General features: G+C 44.3%; 11 protein-coding genes. 7 read left to right on the plus strand and 4 right to left on the minus strand.

Going from position 1 to position 18,403, the window contains the following annotated elements; genetic code table 11:
* Positions 1-44 precede the first annotated feature (44 nt).
* From ACEE44_RS02975 to ACEE44_RS02995, 5 genes are all read left to right on the plus strand, one after another.
* Complete coding sequence (locus ACEE44_RS02975) at positions 45-6,410, plus strand: endo-alpha-N-acetylgalactosaminidase family protein (RefSeq protein ID WP_449171218.1); 6,366 nt, start codon at positions 45-47, stop codon at positions 6,408-6,410.
* Positions 6,411-6,725: 315 nt separating this feature from the next.
* Positions 6,726-7,820 (plus strand): DNA polymerase IV, encoded by a 1,095-nt coding sequence (gene dinB, locus ACEE44_RS02980; protein WP_449171219.1) that lies wholly within the window; start codon positions 6,726-6,728, stop codon positions 7,818-7,820.
* Positions 7,804-8,223 carry an Rrf2 family transcriptional regulator gene (locus ACEE44_RS02985; RefSeq protein ID WP_332412808.1) on the plus strand — a complete coding sequence of 140 codons (420 nt, stop codon included), beginning with the start codon at positions 7,804-7,806 and terminating at the stop codon, positions 8,221-8,223. Before dinB ends, ACEE44_RS02985 begins: the two co-directional genes overlap by 17 nt.
* Before the next feature lie 127 nt (positions 8,224-8,350).
* Positions 8,351-8,980, plus strand: a complete 630-nt coding sequence (locus tag ACEE44_RS02990) for an NAD(P)-dependent oxidoreductase (protein WP_449171220.1) — start codon at positions 8,351-8,353, stop codon at positions 8,978-8,980.
* 95 nt (positions 8,981-9,075) lie between these two features.
* On the plus strand, positions 9,076-9,996 hold the full coding sequence (locus ACEE44_RS02995) for a 1-phosphofructokinase family hexose kinase (protein WP_449171221.1): 921 nt from the start codon (positions 9,076-9,078) through the stop codon (positions 9,994-9,996).
* 136 nt (positions 9,997-10,132) lie between these two features.
* On the opposite strand, the gene ACEE44_RS03000 is transcribed toward ACEE44_RS02995, so the two are convergent.
* The 4 genes from ACEE44_RS03000 to rnhC form a co-directional block, all read right to left on the minus strand.
* Complete coding sequence (locus ACEE44_RS03000) at positions 10,133-10,846, minus strand: hypothetical protein (RefSeq protein ID WP_449171222.1); 714 nt, start codon at positions 10,844-10,846, stop codon at positions 10,133-10,135.
* 105 nt (positions 10,847-10,951) lie between these two features.
* Positions 10,952-13,444 carry an SF1B family DNA helicase RecD2 gene (gene recD2 / locus ACEE44_RS03005; protein WP_449171223.1) on the minus strand — a complete coding sequence of 831 codons (2,493 nt, stop codon included), beginning with the start codon at positions 13,442-13,444 and terminating at the stop codon, positions 10,952-10,954.
* A gap of 502 nt (positions 13,445-13,946) precedes the next feature.
* A complete protein-coding gene (gene lepB / locus ACEE44_RS03010; protein WP_449171224.1) occupies positions 13,947-14,576 on the minus strand; it encodes a signal peptidase I in 630 nt (209 codons plus the stop codon).
* A gap of 9 nt (positions 14,577-14,585) precedes the next feature.
* Positions 14,586-15,476, minus strand: coding sequence for a ribonuclease HIII (gene rnhC / locus ACEE44_RS03015; protein ID WP_449171225.1), 891 nt, complete (start codon positions 15,474-15,476; stop codon positions 14,586-14,588).
* 84 nt (positions 15,477-15,560) lie between these two features.
* On the opposite strand from rnhC, the gene ACEE44_RS03020 reads away from it, so the two are divergent.
* Together ACEE44_RS03020 and ACEE44_RS03025 are read left to right on the plus strand one after the other, a co-directional pair.
* Positions 15,561-16,544 carry a Gfo/Idh/MocA family protein gene (locus ACEE44_RS03020; protein ID WP_449171226.1) on the plus strand — a complete coding sequence of 328 codons (984 nt, stop codon included), beginning with the start codon at positions 15,561-15,563 and terminating at the stop codon, positions 16,542-16,544.
* A 218-nt stretch (positions 16,545-16,762) separates the two neighbouring features.
* On the plus strand, positions 16,763-18,124 hold the full coding sequence (locus ACEE44_RS03025) for a LysM peptidoglycan-binding domain-containing protein (RefSeq protein ID WP_449171227.1): 1,362 nt from the start codon (positions 16,763-16,765) through the stop codon (positions 18,122-18,124).
* Positions 18,125-18,403: the final 279 nt, after the last annotated feature.

An 18,403-nucleotide genomic window follows, 5' to 3' on the forward strand; every position in this document is an offset into this window, starting at 1 on the left:
TGTGTATATTATATTAATAACAAAAGATAAAAAGGAGGTAGACGATGAAAGCATACTCTAAGGAATTATTTTCTAAGAAGAATAGATATTCAATTAGAAAATTGACAGTGGGTGCGGCGTCAGTTATCGTAGGAATTTCTCTATTTTCAGGTGGAACAGTATTAGCAGAGGGAACAGCACTTGCCGATACTCCTGTTGAGACGATAGAAAACAATGATGTTAGCAATACAAATGAAGGAGTTGTGGATCAAGATAGCTCCCAAACAGACGAGGTAGTTGCTACGGATATAGAAGCTGCGCGGACGGAATTGAATTTTGCCCAGTCAGAATCTCAAGAAGTCGCTGCGGAATGGACGCCAACTTCTACACCGGCTGGTACAGTTGAGGTCGTAGAAGAAGAAGGAATTCGTTACAACCGCTTGTCCTCAGTTGAGGGTCAGGACAATTCGACAAATATCGGAACATTTGAAAATCCGGACTTGAAGATGAATGCAGATGGCAGTGCGGAGGTATCATTGTCATTTGTAGAACGCTCTGAACCAGCACAGGCTCGCTTTGGTATCTATCTTAACCATACTGATCAGAATAAGCATGTTTTAGTTGGTTATGATAAAGATGGTTGGTTCTGGGAGTACAAGTCTCCAAGTGCAAGTACTTGGTACCAAGGTCAACGGGTACCGGCTCCTGAAAGAAATGTTCTCTATGATTTAAGTGTCAATTTAACACCTACTGGTGAGATTTCGGCATCCATTCTTTCGGATTCCATGACCGAGGCACAGGAATTGTTTGTGGCTCAGCAAATTCCCGAAGCAGCTTGGAATGATTTAAAGAATACCTTATCAGCTAAATTAAAAGTTACTAGTCGTAATACTGATCGTACAGTGGTGGATATCGTTGCTAAAAACCAAGAAGGAGTTTCAGAAACAGCTAGCCAGCCAACAACGAATGCCACAACTGGTACAGGAGAGACGAATACACCTACGCCAACCGAAATCCAACCAGACTGGAGATCTACTTCAGCTATCAAAGGAACAGTTGCCATTAAGGAAGAAGGTGGGGTTCGTTACAATGCACTTTCTTCAACGACTCAAAACAATAATGGAGATAGCATTGCCATCTTTGAAAAAGCTGGATTGGAAGCTAGTCCAGAAGGCAATGTCAATCTAAACTTGGAGTTTGTAGAGCGTTCTGAAAACAACCAAGGCCGTTTTGGAGTCTTTGTCAAATACAAAGATGTTAATAACTTCCTCTTTGTTGGATATGATAATTTAGGATGGTTCTGGGAGTACAAGGTTAACGGTACAGGAAACTGGCTACGTGAACGGACAGTCACTACATCTCCTGTAAAAGATAGTAAAAATACTCTATCGATTTCTTACAAATCAGATGGGCAGTTGAATGCTACAAACAATGATGTACAGTTGTTTGATACACTAAACTTGGAAACAGCTGTGAAAGAAGCCTTGTCAGCTGAAAAACGAGTTGCTTTGAAATTAGGTACATTTGGTCAGCAATTAACTAAGGTTGATATAAAAGCAGATGACCAAACAGGTGTGACCCCTGCAGATGAAAAAGAAGAAACACCTACAACAGCTTTTGTTGTCAATGATGCGGCAGTTGCCTATGATGAACTCAATTCAGGTGAATTGACTGCCAAGATTGACCGGGCATTCCCACGAGTTAGAGAATATACCTTCAACGGGAACAAGGTATTTGGACAAGTCCATTCTCTCAATTCACTACGCATCAACAATGTGAAAGTGACGCCAACCGTTACCTATAACAAAGTTGACGACAAGACCGCTCACTATGTTTTGGATGTTGTGGATGAAGCTAACAAAATCAACGCTTCTATCAAGGTTCAAATCAAGGTAGAAGGTAAAGAACTTCACTTTGATGTTTTGGAAGTTAATAACCGCAACCAAGTGACCTATGGAGCAGAGATTGATGATGTTGCCAAGTTGATCCAAACCATTGCTTTTGATGAAAATAATTTGGTTTCAGTCGCTAGCCATCAAACCGATGCAAAATTTGATGGAAGCCGCATGTCGACCCACACCCATCGTACAGGTGATGAGCATATTCACTTGCAAGATGGTGTGAATTACCAACGTCAAGGATACATGTATGGCTTTGTTTCAACAGATCAATTTGCGGCAGCAGTTTGGAGTAATTCACAAAATAGCTATGGTGGTGGTGCAAGTGACTTTACACGCTTGACAACAAATAGCCACCGATATACTGTTGATGGTGAAACTGGTGTTCATCTAGGAATTGCTTCCTCTCCATGGAGATGGGAGGGAGCCCACAACGGTGTCGTTTATCCAGAATATACTCTCGAATTGCCAAGTGCAAAAGTAGTTTTTGCAGCTGATGCAAACAATGATAATAAGGTAGACTGGCAAGATGGGGCTATAGCTTACCGTGACATCATGAACAATCCAAAAGGGCATGAATATGTACCGGAACTGGTAGCTTACCGTATCGCTATGAACTTTGGATCACAGGCTCAAAACCCATTCTTGATGACCTTGGATGGTATTAAGAAAATTGCCCTTCATACAGATGGCTTGGGACAAAGTATCCTCTTGAAAGGTTATGGTAGTGAAGGTCATGACTCTGGACACTTGAATTATGCAGATATTGGTAAACGTATCGGTGGCACAGAAGACTTCAAGACCTTGATTGAAAAATCACAACCATATGGTGCAAAACTAGGTATTCACGTCAATGCATCTGAAACCTATCCAGAATCCCAATACTTCTCTGAAGAGATTCTTCGTCGTCAGGCAAATGGTGACTACGCCTATGGTTGGAACTGGATTGATCAAGGTATCAACATCAGTGGTCATTATGATTTGGCCCACAACCGTTTGAAACGTTGGGAAGATTTGAAGAAAGAACTGGGTGACGGATTAGACTTTATCTATGTCGATGTGTGGGGTAATGGTCAGTCTGGTGGCGAAAATGCTTGGGAAACTCATGTTCTTGCCAAAGAAATCAATATGCAGGGTTGGAGAAATGCCTTTGAATGGGGTTATGCAGGTGAGTATGACTCGACCTTCCAACACTGGGCAGCAGATTTGACCTACGGTGGCTTTACTCTGAAAGGTATCAACTCAAACATCGCTCGCTTTATCCGTAACCACCAAAAAGATTCATGGGTTGGTGACTACCCAGCTTACGGTGGCGCAGCCAACTATCCATTGCTTGGTGGCTACGATATGAAAGACTTCGAAGGTTGGCAAGGACGTAGCGACTACAATGGCTACATTACCAACTTGTTTGCCAACAACCTGATGACCAAGTATATCCAACACTTCCAAGTAACCAACTGGAAGAATGGTGACCCTGTTCGTATGACGGACAACGGTGAAACCTATACTTGGACGCCAGAGATGGAAATCACTTTGAAAGACAAGTCTGACAATACCTTGGTCTTGACCCGTAAGTCAAATGATGTTAACAATGCTGGCTACCGTCAACGGACAGTAACCTTGAATGGTCGTACGATTCAAGATGGAGCAGCTTATTTGGTGCCTTGGAACTGGGATGCGAATGGTAATGACCTGACTAGTGACAAACACAAAATGTACTACTTCAACGAAGAAGCAGGTGCCACAACTTGGACCCTTCCTTCAGATTGGACTGGTAATAAGGTTTATCTCTACAAACTTACTGAGCTAGGTAAGACAGATGTTCAAGAATTGGCAGTAACCAATGGTCAAATTACCATTCAAGCGGATGCAAATGTGCCGTATGTCCTCTATAAATCTCCACAGACAAATCCAGAGATGTCCTGGAGTGACGGCATGCATATCTATGACCAAGGCTTTAACTCAGGTAAGCTAGACCATTGGACAATTGATGGTGATACTAGCAAGGCTACTTTGGTCAAATCCCAAGGTGCCAACGATATGCTCCGTATCCAAGGCAATACATCCAAAGTTAGTCTCAGTCAAAAATTGACTGGCCTGAAACCAAATACCAGCTATGCAGCTTATGTAGGGGTAGACAACCGCAGTACAGCAAAAGCTAGCATTACGGTCAATACAGGCAGTTCAGAAGTTACAAACTATACAAATGAGTCTATTGCTCTGAACTATGTAAAAGCCTATGCTCATAATACATTGCAACAAAACGCAACGGTTGATAATACAAGTTACTTCCAAAACATGTATGTCTTCTTCACAACTGGAGACAATGTGGATAATGTACATTTGACCCTATCTCGTGATGCAGATGCGGCAGCAACTTATTTTGATGAAATTCGTGTCTTTGAAAATGATTCAACCATGTTTGCAGGTGGTCACAATACAACTGCTGGTACCTTCAAGCAAAACTTTGAGAGTGTTCCGCAAGGTATTTTCCCATTTGTTATCGGTGGTATTGAACGAGTTGAGGACAACCGTACCCACCTTGCAGAGAAACATGCTCCATATACTCAGCGTGGCTGGAATGGTAAGAAGGTGGACGATGTCATTGAAGGTACTTGGTCACTCAAGACAAATGGTCTGACAGCTCGCAATAGCATTGTTTACCAAACTATTCCTCAAAACTTCCGCTTTGAAGCTGGCAAGGCCTATCGTGTAAGCTTTGATTATGAAGCTGGTTCCAATGGAACTTATGCCTTTGCTATCGGTGAAGGACGTTATAACAATGATGCTGGTAGCCTAACGCTGAATCCATTGAACAATTCATGGGAAGATAGTGATAAGGCTAAGAAAGCAAGTTTCTTAGTTACAGGTGCAGAGTCTGGCAATACTTGGGTTGGTATTTTCTCAACTCGCCGTGGTGGTGATACTAAGGGAGATACTGGTGGAAATGCCAACTTCCGAGGCTACAATGACTTTATGCTAGATAATCTGGTGATTGAAGAAGTTACCTTGACTGGTCACTTGTTGACAACGGATTACTATAACTTGAATACTCCAGTCTTGAATGAAAACTATACTCAAGTAAGTTTGGCACCGTACAAAGAAGCTTTGTTAGCAGTGTCTGCAGCTCCTGAGGATATTAGTATCGAAGATGCTCGTACCTTGATTGCTACTGCCAATACAGCCCGTCAAAATCTTCAAGTGAAGAAAACAGCAATCACAAATGAAGATATTGGCTTGGCTCAGGCTAGTGCTCAAGAAGGTGAAGAAATAGCTAAAGCCTTTGACGGCAATCCGTCTACTATCTGGCACACACCATGGAATGGCCGTCATATTAATGAGCCAGCGACAGTGAACCTTCGTAGACCAGTTGACATTCAACGCTTTGAATATGTGCCAAGACAATCAGGCCGCAACGGTATCTTGAAAGCATTGACATTGGTGATTACTGATGATCAAAACGTGGAACATACCTTTACTGGTGCGGATTGGCCAGCAACAAGTGCTACTAAGACAATTGATTTCGGTAAGACAATTAAGGCTAAGAAGATTGTGATTACAGGTACTGCCTCATACGGTGATACTGCAGATCAATTTATGTCTGCTGCTGAATTCCGTTTCTTGACACCTGTTCAGGAAGAAGCCACCCTTGATAAGTCACCTTATGAAGCAGCCCTTGCGGCCGCACGTTCAGCAGGTAAGACAGCTCTTGTCAAAGAAGTGGAAGACTTTATGGCTTCTGTCGAAGCTGCAAATCTTTTGACAGCAAATATCTTAGATGCTACAGTTGCTCTCTTGAATGCTACTGAAACACCTGAAAACCCAGGCAATACGACAGGTACTACTACCGAAACGCCTGAAAATCCAGGGAATACAACAGAAACTCCAACACCAGATAATGGAGAAACACCAGTTGATAAGCCGACAGAGACAGTTGTTAATACAGAAAATCTTGAGGTAGCAATTGCCAAAGCAGAGGCTTTAGACCAAGCTGCATATTCAGCGGAGGATTTAGCAGTTCTAACGGAATTACTTGAAAATGCTTTAGCAACCCTAGAGTCAACTAGTCAAGAATTGGTAGACGATGCTACTCAGATGTTGAATGACTGGCTAGCTAGCCACACTTCTCAACCAGCACCTGAGACACCTAAACCAGGCACGGGTGAGAAGCCAGTTGATGCTCCAGTCAAACAAGATGAGGATATCGTCACTGCTAAAGGAGAAAGTACCAAAGTAGATCCTCTTCCGTTAGGGGAATTGCCACCGCTTGTGATTGCAAAAGGTGATAGTGTTAAAGCAGAACCATTACCTGCTTTCGATGGAGGCTTAGTTCCTAACTATGCACCTACAGCAGCCGCTCTTCATAGTATTGATCCTGCAAGCTTGGCGAAAGAAACTGCTAGTCCAAAACCAGCAAAAGCTACTTCAGCTACTTTACCGCAAACAGGTGAAACAACTGAACAAGGTCTTCTCCTAGCAGCTGGTTTGGTAGGTCTAATGGCTATGGCGGCTCGCAGAAGACGATTTGAGTAGCCATTTCAGAATAACATAGCTTGTTCTCCAAATACATTAGAGGTGGGTCTCGGACCTGCCTCTTTTGTATTGTTTATCGAAGCTTTTCGCAAACTTATAGTAAAATGGAATTAGAAACAGGACACGTCTAAGTTTATAGATTTGAAAATTCTAATATCTAAAAATGCGAAGTAGTGGTGCTCTATCTGCATCTGCGTCGCCTAGTCTGATTTTGATTTTCATTGAGTACTACTTGCCCGTCAATGTTCGCTTTATGAAAAAATTTGTTAGATAGGCTATAATATGTCTAGTAGTAAGGAGCAGAAAGGAGTTTCCATGTTAATTTTTCCCCTAATCAATGATTTATCTCGAAAAATTATTCATGTTGACATGGATGCTTTTTTTGCTGCTATAGAGGTCAGAGACAATCCTGCTTTGAAAGGCAAGCCAGTTGTTATCGGGGCAGATCCGCGACTGTCTGGCGGTCGTGGAGTGGTATCTACCTGTAGCTACGAGGCGCGTGCCTTTGGTATTCACTCGGCCATGTCCTCCAAGGAGGCCTATGAACGCTGTCCGCAAGCCGTCTTCATCTCTGGAAATTATGAAAAATACCAGGAAGTAGGGCGACAGGTCAGGGAAATTTTCCATCGCTATACCGACTTGGTGGAACCGATGTCCATTGATGAGGCCTATCTAGATGTGACAGAAAACAAGCTGGGATTAAGCTCGGCAGTCAAAATTGCCAAACTCATCCAATACGACATCTGGAATGAACTACATTTGACCGCTTCTGCTGGGGTTTCTTATAATAAATTTCTAGCCAAAATCGCCTCGGATATGGAAAAACCGCATGGCCTGACCCTGATTTTGCCTGAAGATGCGGTTGAAGTATTGGCTTCTCTGCCTGTTGAAAAATTCCACGGAGTCGGAAAGAAAACGGTCGAACGCCTACAGGATATGGGAGTTTACACAGGCAAGGATTTACTAGACGTGCCAGAAATGGTCTTGATCGATCGCTTTGGGCGCTTTGGTTATGATTTGTATCGGAAGGCTAGGGGCATTTCGAATAGTCCCGTGAAAACCAATCGGGTGCGCAAGTCTATCGGTAAGGAAAGGACCTATCGCAAGCTCCTCTATCGTGATGAAGATGTCTTGAAAGAGCTAGTCAGCCTCTGTCAACGGGTGGCCGCCAGCTTAGAGCGAAATGAGAAACAAGGGCGAACCATTGTCCTGAAAATCCGCTATGGGGATTTTTCAACCCTGACCAAGCGACATAGTTTGGAAGAACCGACCAATCAAGCTCAAGTAATAGAGAAAGAAATCCGTCAGCTTTTTGAAGAAGTTGGACGGGCTGAGAAAGGTGTTCGCTTGTTAGGAGTGACCGTTACCAATTTTATGGAAGGAGAAAGTAGAATTGCAAATTTCGAGTAGATTTACCATTGCTAGTCATATCTTGGTCTTGCTAGCCTTGGAGGGAGAAAAGGAAAAACAGACCAGTACTAGCATTGCAGGCAGTGTAGGGGTTAATCCTGTCATCATCCGCAATATTCTGGCTCAGTTGAAAGAGGCTGGTTTGGTTCAGGTGGCGCGTGGTGTAGGTGGTGCACGTTTGGCCCAAGCTCCAGACAAGATTACCCTCCTTCATGTCTATCAGGCAGTGGAGTTATTTGGAGAAAAGGGGAAACTTTTTGGTTTTCATGAACAACCCAATCCAGCCTGTCAGGTTGGCCGCAATATCCATCCCCTGCTAGATAGCCGTTTGGAAAATGCCCAGTCAGCTCTGGAAAGAGAGTTGGGACAAACAACCATTGCTGATTTATTGGCAGAATTATAGATATTCAATCATCCTCGTGATGATTTTTTTAAATTTTCCAGTTGTAATTCTTGACATTACAACAAACGTGTTATAAACTGATTGTTGTAAACAAAAATATTACAACAAAGCAAGTGAGGTAAACAATATGAAAATCGCCATTATCGCAGCAAACGGTCAAGCAGGTCAAGTCATTGCCAAAGAAGCAGTAGAACGTGGTCATCAGGTGACGGCCATTGTCCGCTCTGAAAACAAGAGTGCAGCTCAAGAAGTCATCCAAAAAGACGCTTTTGCACTTAGCAAGGAAGACTTGGCGGGCTTTGATGTGGTTGTCAACGCCTTTGGTGCTTGGACACCAGAAACGCTGCCAGATCACAGCCGTCTAGCAAGCCATTTGACAGACTTGCTTGCAGGGACATCCACTCGCCTCTTGATTGTCGGTGGTGCAGGTAGCCTCTACCTGGATCAGAGCCAAACAACTATGCTCAAGGATGCCCCAGACTTCCCAGCGGACTACCTACCAGTCGCAGAGGCTATGGGCGCAGGTCTTGACATCTACCGTCAGGCGACAGCGGTCAACTGGACCTATATCAGCCCAGCAGCTGATTTTGATGCAGAAGGTCAAAAAGCAGGTGCTTACACCCTTGCTGGCGAGGTTTTCCAGGTCAATGCCCAAGGTGAAAGCTATATTAGTTATGTAGACTATGCGGTGGCCTTAGTAGACATTGCCGAAAAAGGTGGCTACCAGCAAGAACGTATTTCGGTATTTGCATCATAAAATAGAAGAAAAGGTAGTTCCCCTCGTGGAATTATCTTTTTTATTTTCAATTTATATAGTATAATAATATGTACAAAAACATAAAGGAGTTCCCTATGATTCACTTGATTTGTCCCAATCCAGCCCTAGACCGTACGCTTCTTGTGGAGAAGATAGAAAAGAACATTCCCCTACGTCCGTCAGAAGTCAGAGATTATCCAGGAGGTAAGAGTTTCAACGTAGCCTATGCCCTTCGAGAAAATGGTGTGACAGACTACACTATCCATACCATTCTAGGTGGGCAGATAGGTTGCTACATTCAAGACCTTAATGTCCAAAAGGGAAATCAACTGCAGGTCGTTGAAAATGATCAGAACACAAGAACCTGCAATATTTACGTGGAAACCAGCACAGGCGATGTCGTTCTTTTCTATGAAAAAGGCTTTGAACTGACAGAGGACCTGCTTGACCAATTTACCCAGCAGATAGAAAATAGCCTAGAGGCTGGCGATATCCTAGTCTTTTCAGGCAGTCTGATGAAGGGCATGCCGGATGATTATATTCAGCGATTTATTGAAAAATACCCAGAGGTCTTGACCATTGTGGATACCAGTGGACCAGCCTTACAAGCTGCCTATCAAGCTCGCCCAGCCCTGATTAAAATCAATAATGAGGAACTCAAGGACATCTATCCAGAGCTGGATGAAGAAAGTACAGAGGATATTTTGCGGATACTAAAAGAAGTCACTCCTCATGAGAATATCATTATTACCATGGGTGGAAAGGGCAGTTTGGCAAAGATTGGTCAGCGCTTCTTCCGCATCCAGTCGCCCAAGAAGGAAACGCGCAATCCCATTGCGGCAGGAGATTTCTACCTGGGCTTGCTGGTTAAGGGGATCAGCCAAGGACAAGACCCTGAAATTTTCTTGAAAGAGGCAGCAGCATTTGCAACTGCCAACTGTCTTAACTACTTCCCAGAAGTCGAAGCAGAGCAATTTGCAGAGATAGCGGGTAAAGTTGTTCTAGAAGAGGTGTAATACATATTCATCTGTCAGCATTTATTTTTTGATATTTTTCAAAAACGATGCTTTTAGTGAGTTTTGGTGTGATAATGCAAAAAAGCAAATAGCAACTCGTGCTATTTGCTTTTTAATAAGTGCTAGATACAATATGTTACTCAACCTTATCCAAGGTTACATGTACATGAGGTTCTGATACCAGGTCGTACACGGCTTCTACAGATGGGTCAAAAGGATTTCCCCACATAATAACCTTGTATTGTCCATCCTCGAGGATAAAACCTGGTGCAATACGTCCGCCTAGTCCAGTTACTCCTGGAAGAAGGGCAGAACCTTCGCCATCAACTCCACGGATTAGGTAGTGGTTTGGAGCATATTCAACCAGGTCCGTAACTTGAGCTGTGTAGGTCTGGATAAGGTGTTCTTCTTCCTCATCTTCACTAAGTCGAAAATCTTCATAAGTAGTAAAGGTGCCATCTGCGCTGATAGTTACTTCAATATTGCGCGCTTGTTGACTGCTTCCTTGCCATTTTCCAACTAGGTCAGCGGGGATAGTTGTAGCTGGTAGGGTTAAGAGCTGAGTGTGAGTTGTTTCGGTACTTATAACACTTTCCTGGGTCTGAGAGCTTTGGCTCTCTTGACCTTGTTTACTTTCTTCAGTGTTTTGGTTTGCTTCTGCCGAGGAGCTAGTTTCACTCGCCTTTTCTACAGAGCTAGAATTCTCAGCAGTACTGGTCTGCTTGGTGTTTGCTTGGGTCGTTTTACTGGTGGCTGCTTCTGTTAGGCTTTCTTGTTTTTTTGCTGAACAAGCTGTCAATAGACAGGTTACAGAGAGCAACAATACTGAATAGTTGAATATCTTTTTCATTTGTTCTTACCTCCGCTTATAAACAGAGTATAACAAATAAAAACAAGGTTGTCAACACAAAATTGTAATATTTGTAACATTTTTGTAACAAAAGAAATAATTTTGTTATATAATTTTAAAAAATTCCTCTATATCTGCCTCTTGGATGCCAATCATGGGGTCGATGGTTAGTAGGTTGTCCACAGTCAGAATGTATGCTCTGGGTTGGGCACTTGCTTTTTCTGGCTGGTCTTGATCAAGAAGGGAGAGTTGTTGGTTGTTTTCTTTGACTACTTCAACCTGTTCTTTCCTGTCTGGCTGTGTAGGTGGCTGGGTTTGCGTGGTTTCAGTTGTTTTGCTTTCGTCTTTTTCAGTCAAAGCTTCCTTGCTGCCCTGCTCTGCCATTTCTCCTTGGAAACGTGGGACCAGGTAGGTTTTGCGGAGGGTGCCGGCGTTTTTGACGGCGTAGTCAAAGGCGGAGATTTCGCCTAGAAGAATGAGCTTGCTCTTGGAGCGGGTGATGGCGGTATAGACCAGGTTGCGCTGGAGCATGCGGTGGCTGGAGCGGGTGATAGGAAGGATGACGACCTGAAACTCGCTGCCTTGGGACTTGTGGATGGACATGGCATAGGCTAGGGTAATTTTGTACCATTCGTTTCGAGGATAGGTGACCTCGCTGCCGTCGAAGTTGATGGTGATTTCGTCCTGCTTGGAGTCGGTATACTTGGCCGGTAGGAGGTCGGTGATGTAGCCCAAGTCGCCATTGAAGACATTGGCTTCGGCGTCGTTGACCAGGTGGATGACCCGGTCTCCTTGGCGGAAGGCTTGCTCGTTATGGAGGAATTCTAACTCTCCTTCTTCCAGTGGATTGAGCAGGGCCTGGGTCATGGTGTTGAGCTGGTCAATACCTGCAGCACCACGGTACATGGGAGCGAGGATTTGTACTTCGTTTGCAGGAATGCCCGACTTGATGGCTGCGCCGACAATGCGTTCAATCAGGGCTGGAATTTGTTCGTTTTGCGCTTCAAAATAGGAGCGGTCTGCCTTTTTCTCCCGGAAATCGCTCGGCAGGGCACCTTGGCGAATCTGGCTGGCTAGTGTAACGATGGTCGAATCGTCTGACTGACGATAAATACGTTCTAGAGTAATGCTCGGCAGCTTGTCAATTTTCAATAGGTCAGCTAGGACTTGACCGGGACTGACAGAAGGCAATTGCTCTGCATCGCCGACAATCAGAACCTGGGTCTGGGAGGAGATATTCTGGAAGAGTTGATTTGCCAACCAAGTATCGACCATAGAAAATTCGTCTACGATGATGAAGTTAGCCTCGAGGTAATCATCTCGGTAGGTTTCTTCCTGTCCTTCGACAAGCCCCAGATGGCGGTGGATGGTGGCAGAAGGCAGACCTGTCAATTCGTTCATTCGTCTGGCTGCTCGTCCAGTTGGAGCGGCTAGGAGGACAGGGCATTCTTCTCGGTTGCGAGTCAGGTCAATCTTATGCAAGATGGCATAGGCCGCGATAATGCCGTTGATAACGGTTGTTTTACCTGTTCCTGGTCCACCAGTTAGGATAAAGAGCGGATTGGTGATGGCTTGGACGATGGCTTCTTTTTGAATGCCATCATAGGTCAAAGAGGACATACTTTCCAGCTCTGCTATAGCAGCCTCGACGTCTGCGCGTGGGAAGGGTTTGAAACCATTTTTTCCCATCAGGCGGGTCAGGTTTTTATGGATACCATGTTCGGCAAAGTAGAGGCTGTTGTCGAAAATCTTGGTGCCTTCCTGCTGGACCTTGCCATCTTCTATCAGTCCAGTCAACTCTTGGGCAACGGCAGCAGGGTCTAGTTCGGTATGGCGAGATTTTTCCAGCAGTTCAAGGGTAGCTTCTAGTAAATCTCTAGCCTCCACATAGGTATCACCTGTTTCCATAGAGCGATGAATGAGGCTAAAGAGCATACCAGCCCGAAAACGCTGGGGAGAGTCACTAGCAATTCCTAGGTTTTCGGCAATCCTATCGGCAATGGTAAAGCCGAGCCCCTGGACATCTTCGACCAGTTGATAGGGATTTTCTTCAATAATCTGAAGTGTTTTTTCCTTATACTGGTCTTGGATTTGAAAGGCCAATTTATTGGGAATGCCATACTCGGCTAGTTTTGCCAAGATCAACTCGGTTCCATAATTGAGGCGGAGTTTCTCCACAAATGCCTGCATGTTCTTGCTGGATAGGCCTGTGATTTGGGTTAGTTTTTCAGGTTCAGCTAAAATCTTATCAATGGTATCTTCGCCATAAAGCTCAACAATTTTTTCAGCTGTTTTACGTCCAATTCCCTTGAAATGCTCGCTGGAGAAATACTTGACTAGGCCTGTGGAGGTTGGTTTGCTGCGTTCGTAGCGCGTGATTTGCATCTGCTGACCGTATTTGGGATGGGTGACTAGATTGCCATAAAAGCGATAGTCTTCTCCTTCGATGACATCAGCAATGGTCCCTGTTATAATAATTTCATAGTCGTCATAGTCTGCGTCTGTCTCCTCGATTTCAAGGAGAAGGATTTTATAAAAATTACTAGGATTTTCAAAAATAATCCGGTCAATGGTGCCGGTAAAATATACTTCGTTCATAGAGAATATTTCCTAAAATAGTGAAAAAAGAAGAGGCTGGGCAAAAAGCCCTGGCCCACTTCTCAGTGTTCGTGTCAACATCTCAGCGCAGTGGTTGATTGGCTTTAACAGTCTGGGAGACTGTTAAAGGTAGGAGATAAGATTTGCAAAGCAAATCTCAGCAGTTCATGTTTTACACTCCAAATCTGACCATTACGACTGTTGCGAACAACGTTCGCTCTATTTCCAAGCTCCAACAGTCACTACTCTGACTGTTTTGTAGCGAACTCTATTCGCTCTATCTCCGACCTCCAAAGGTTCCCCAAACCTTTGGAGCTATGCGGGGGTGGGAGTTTAAAAGGTCTGGGAGACCTTTTAAAGTGGGAGATATAAGCTGACGGCAGTCAGCTCACATAAATTGATGTCTGGGAATAGACTGTTTCAGCTCAACAACTGGAAATAAGGACCTGTTGACGAACTCTTTTTTAGACTAGTCGAGTTCTTTCCCACTCCCTTGTTTCTGTTAATCAACAGTTCCAATTCGATTGAAAGGCCACATGCGGAAGACAACTTCCCCCTTGATATTATCGCGTGCAAATGTTCCTACGCTACGGCTATCTAAAGATACTAGGCGGTCATCACCTAAGAGATAGTATTGTCCTTCAGGTACTGTAAGGCTGAAATCAACCGAACCATTAGCATCCTGTGTAAAGGCTTGGGCAGTTTGGGCAACGGCTTGGAATTGTTTGTTGTAAGCATATTCTTCTTGCAATTTGTCCTTTTGAAAGGCTGCTAGGTATTCATCAAGATAGGGTTCATCCACTTCCTGCTCGTTGATATAGAGGACATCATTTGCATAGCGAATGGTATCGCCTGGCATGCCGACCACCCGTTTAACAATCAATTTTTCTTTACCATCGCTGTCTGTTTCGCTGGCCACGACAATATCAAAACGATCTATGGATGTGGTTTTGAACATTACTAACTTTTCTTGGTGTTGGAGAGTAGGATCCATAGAATGACCATCAACGGATACAGGGTCCCACAAGAAGTAGCGACTAGCAAAGAGAGCGATCATAAAGAGAATGAGGGTCCCCCATTCAGCTATGAAGGCTATGAATGGCGAGCGTTTCGTGCCTCGTCTTTTTCCCATATTTGTTCCTCATTTCAATAATTTTTGTGCTTTTTGCGTATTGGCAAAGTGGAGTTTGGCAGTTTGGTTGAGTCCTGCCATGCCATAGTCTTTTAAGATGCTGGCTGCGACATGGTCGGACTTACTGCCTGCACCAGACGGCAGATTCATCCCAACTAGTTGACCAAGCTGGACAAGATTTTCTAAAAACATAGCTCTAGCAATAATAGAAGATACTGCCACAGCCAAGTACTTGCCCTCAGCCTTTTCTTCCAAGGTCACTGGATTAGTAAATTGATTGGCTTCTTTCTTCAGGTACTTTTGATAATTTTGACTAGAAGTAAAGGCATCAATGACAATCTTCTCAGGCTGGGTTCCCTTTTGTAGGAGCAGGAAAATAGCCTGATTGTGTAGGGCGACCTTGACAGACACCGCATTGTAACCTTGCTCGATGACTTCGTTGTATTTTTGGGGTGACAATAGCAGAGCTTGGTGGGGGATTTTCTCTTTTAAGAGAGGGGCGAATTGGCAGATTTTTTGGTCTGTCATTTTTTTGGAATCATCCACGCCAAGCGACTTGAGAAAGGCATGGTCTTCTGGGCGGACAAAACTGGCAACGACTGCCAAACCTCCAAAATAAGACCCGTTTCCAACCTCATCGGTCCCAATCATGGGCAGATCTTGACCTGGCCTAGTCGACTGTTCAGAGCGTTCTGGCTCATAGCCCCAGAGACTTGCTTCCTGCTCTGCCATTTCCCCTTGGAAAACGACCTTGCCTGAAGTATAGATGGACAAGCTAGCACCAGCTAGTTTGAAAAATGCTTCTATATAAGGATTTTTGCTAGCCTGTCGATAGCGGTCGTAGTGGGCTAGCATGGCCTGTTTTTGCTGGGTTGATGGCTTTAGGACAAGAGTATTCATGTTTTTATTGTATCACAAATGCGGGTTAGAGTGTGCAGAAAAGGGTGGTTTTTACTATAATAGGAGGAGAAAGTGAGGTAGACAATGAAAGATCAAGTACAGTACAAGTGGGCGTCCCTGGGAACAGGTGTCATTGCCAATGAATTGGTTCAGGCCTTGCAAGCCATGGGTGGCAATCTTTATTCGGTAGCCAACCGCACCTATGATAAGGGTGTGGAGTTTGCAAAAAAATATGGGATTGAAAAGGTTTATGCGGAAATCGATGAGGTGTTTGCGGATCCAGAAGTGGATATTATCTATATCTCAACGCCTCACAATACCCATATCAATTATTTGAGAAAGGCCTTGAAGGCTGGGAAACACGTCCTCTGTGAGAAGTCCATTACCTTGAATTCGGAAGAATTAGCAGAAGCTATTCAGTTGGCAGAGGAAAACCAGGTCGTCTTGGCAGAAGCCATGACCATTTTCCACATGCCAATCTATCGTCAGTTGAGTGAAGTTGTTGCAAGTGGCAAACTTGGAGAGTTGAAGATGATTCAGATGAACTTTGGCAGCTACAAGGAATATGACATGACCAACCGCTTTTTCAATAAGAACTTAGCAGGCGGTGCCCTCTTGGATATTGGGGTCTACGCTCTGTCCTTTGTCCGTTGGTTTATGACAGAAAAGCCAAATCAGGTCTTGTCCCAGGTCAAATTGGCTCCGACAGGTGTGGACGAGCAGGTAGGGATTTTGCTCAGCAATGATGCAGGAGAGATGGCGACCATTGCTCTGACCCTCCATGCCAAACAGCCAAAACGTGGGACTATCGCCTATGACAAGGGCTATATTGAACTCTATGAGTATCCTCGTGGTCAGAAGGCGGTCATTACCTATACTGAAGACGGTAGTCAAGAAGTAATCGAAGCGGGCGAGACAGCCAAGGCCCTCTCTTATGAAGTGGCGGATATGGAAAAAGCTGTCGCAGGACTTGAAAATACCATGCATCTAGCCTACACCCAAGATGTCATGGACATTATGACCCAACTCCGCAAAGAATGGGGCTTGGTCTATCCGGAGGAAGTTTAGGAAGCTCCTTGAACTCTATTTGAGAGCTTTAGGTAGATTTTGGGAATGGCTTTCTTTGGTGAGCAATGTGACAGAACTGTAACAAATATATAGGTTGTGTGACAGAAAAGAAGCAATATTACGTAAGGGCAACAGTTTATTAAAAAGCCCTCTTTGTTCTTGTTTTTCATAACAGAATTAGGTATGATAGTACTATCAAATCAGAAAAGGAATAGAAGATGAAACGTAAAAGAGTTACAAAACCAAAGCATATGCGTCGTAAGAGAAAAACATCCCTTTTGCAAACAAATAAAAAAATGATGTACGCGTCAACCTTGGCCCTTTCACTTTTCACAACTGGTATGGTTAGTCCACAAGTTCTCGCATTGGAGTGGACACCACGAACTGTTGAAGAAATCGTTACTGAAATTACCAACAATGAAGGTCAGTTGACTTATACGGTTAAGTATGGTGATACCCTTAGTGCTATCGCTTCAGCTATGAATGTTGATATGCATTTGTTGGCTAAAATCAATCAGATTACAGATATTAACTTGATTTTCCCAGATACAGTTTTGACAGCTACTCTTGATCAAAACAATCAAGTTACCCAGATTGAAATTGAAACACCAAGCCAGGAAAATCCAGCAGAAACTGTTCAAGCAACTGTGGATGTGACAGCTAATCAGGCGACTATTGATAATACAGTTGTAAACTTGGCTGAAGTTCCTGTAGTAGCCCCAGTCGCTCCAGCAGTAGAAGCTACAGCCGAGGCGACAGCCCCCGTTGAGCCAGCAGTAGAAACTCCAGCCGAGGTAACAGCTCCCGTTGAGCCAGCAGTAGAAGTTCCAGCCGAGGCGACAGCCCCTGTTGAGCCAGCAGTAGAAACTCCAGCCGAGGCAACAGCCCCTGTTGAGCCAGCAGTAGAAACTCCAGCCGAGGCAACAGCTCCCGTTGAGCCAGCAGTAGAAACTCCAGCCGAGGCAACAGCGTCCGTTGAGCCAGCAGTAGCGGAAGCTCAGGCAGCAGCAGAAGCTCAAGCGGCAGCAGAAGCCCAAGCGGCAGCAGAAGCTCAAGCAGCGGCAGAAGCCCAAGCGGCAGCAGAAGCTCAAGCAGCGGCGGAAGCCCAAGCGGCAGCAGAAGCTCAAGCAGCAGCAGAAGCCCAAGCGGCAGCAGAAGCCCAAGCGGCAGCAGAAGCCCAAGCGGCGGCGGCAGCTCAAGCAGCAGCTGCAGCTCAAGCAGCAACTAGCTCTTACGATGTAGGCTTGCAACCACAGGTCGCAGCCTTCCGTGCAGAAGTAGCTAACGCCTTCGGTATTACTTCTTTCTCAGGTTACCGTCCTGGTGATTCTGGCGACCATGGTAAGGGATTGGCAATTGACTTCATGGTACCACAAAGTTCAGCATTAGGTGACCAGGTGGCAGAGTATGCTATTGCTAATATGGGTGCGAAAAACATTTCTTATATCATCTGGAAACAACGTTTCTATGCGCCATTTGACAGTATCTACGGTCCAGCTTACACTTGGAACTTGATGCCAGACCGCGGAAGCATTACAGAAAACCACTACGACCACGTACACGTGTCATTTAATCCATAAGACAAATAGTAAAACTCATCCTTTAGAGGATGAGTTTTTTTGCGTCCTTTTATTGGATAAAAGGGAATGTTTTTATTGAATAGCTGTCATAAAATAAGGAAAAAACAATCTTATCACAAGAGCAATAGCTGTAAATCCAAAAAAGACGAATATTTATCAAATATATTGATAAAATATACGGGGGCTATAATGGAAGCGGCATAGACAAATAGGGTAAACTAGAATAAAAACTTGACCACGAGATTAAGAATTTTCCTTGTGGGTAAAATACTACCCATA

It is taken from the genome of Streptococcus sp. 32226D021BW, assembly GCF_053545015.1.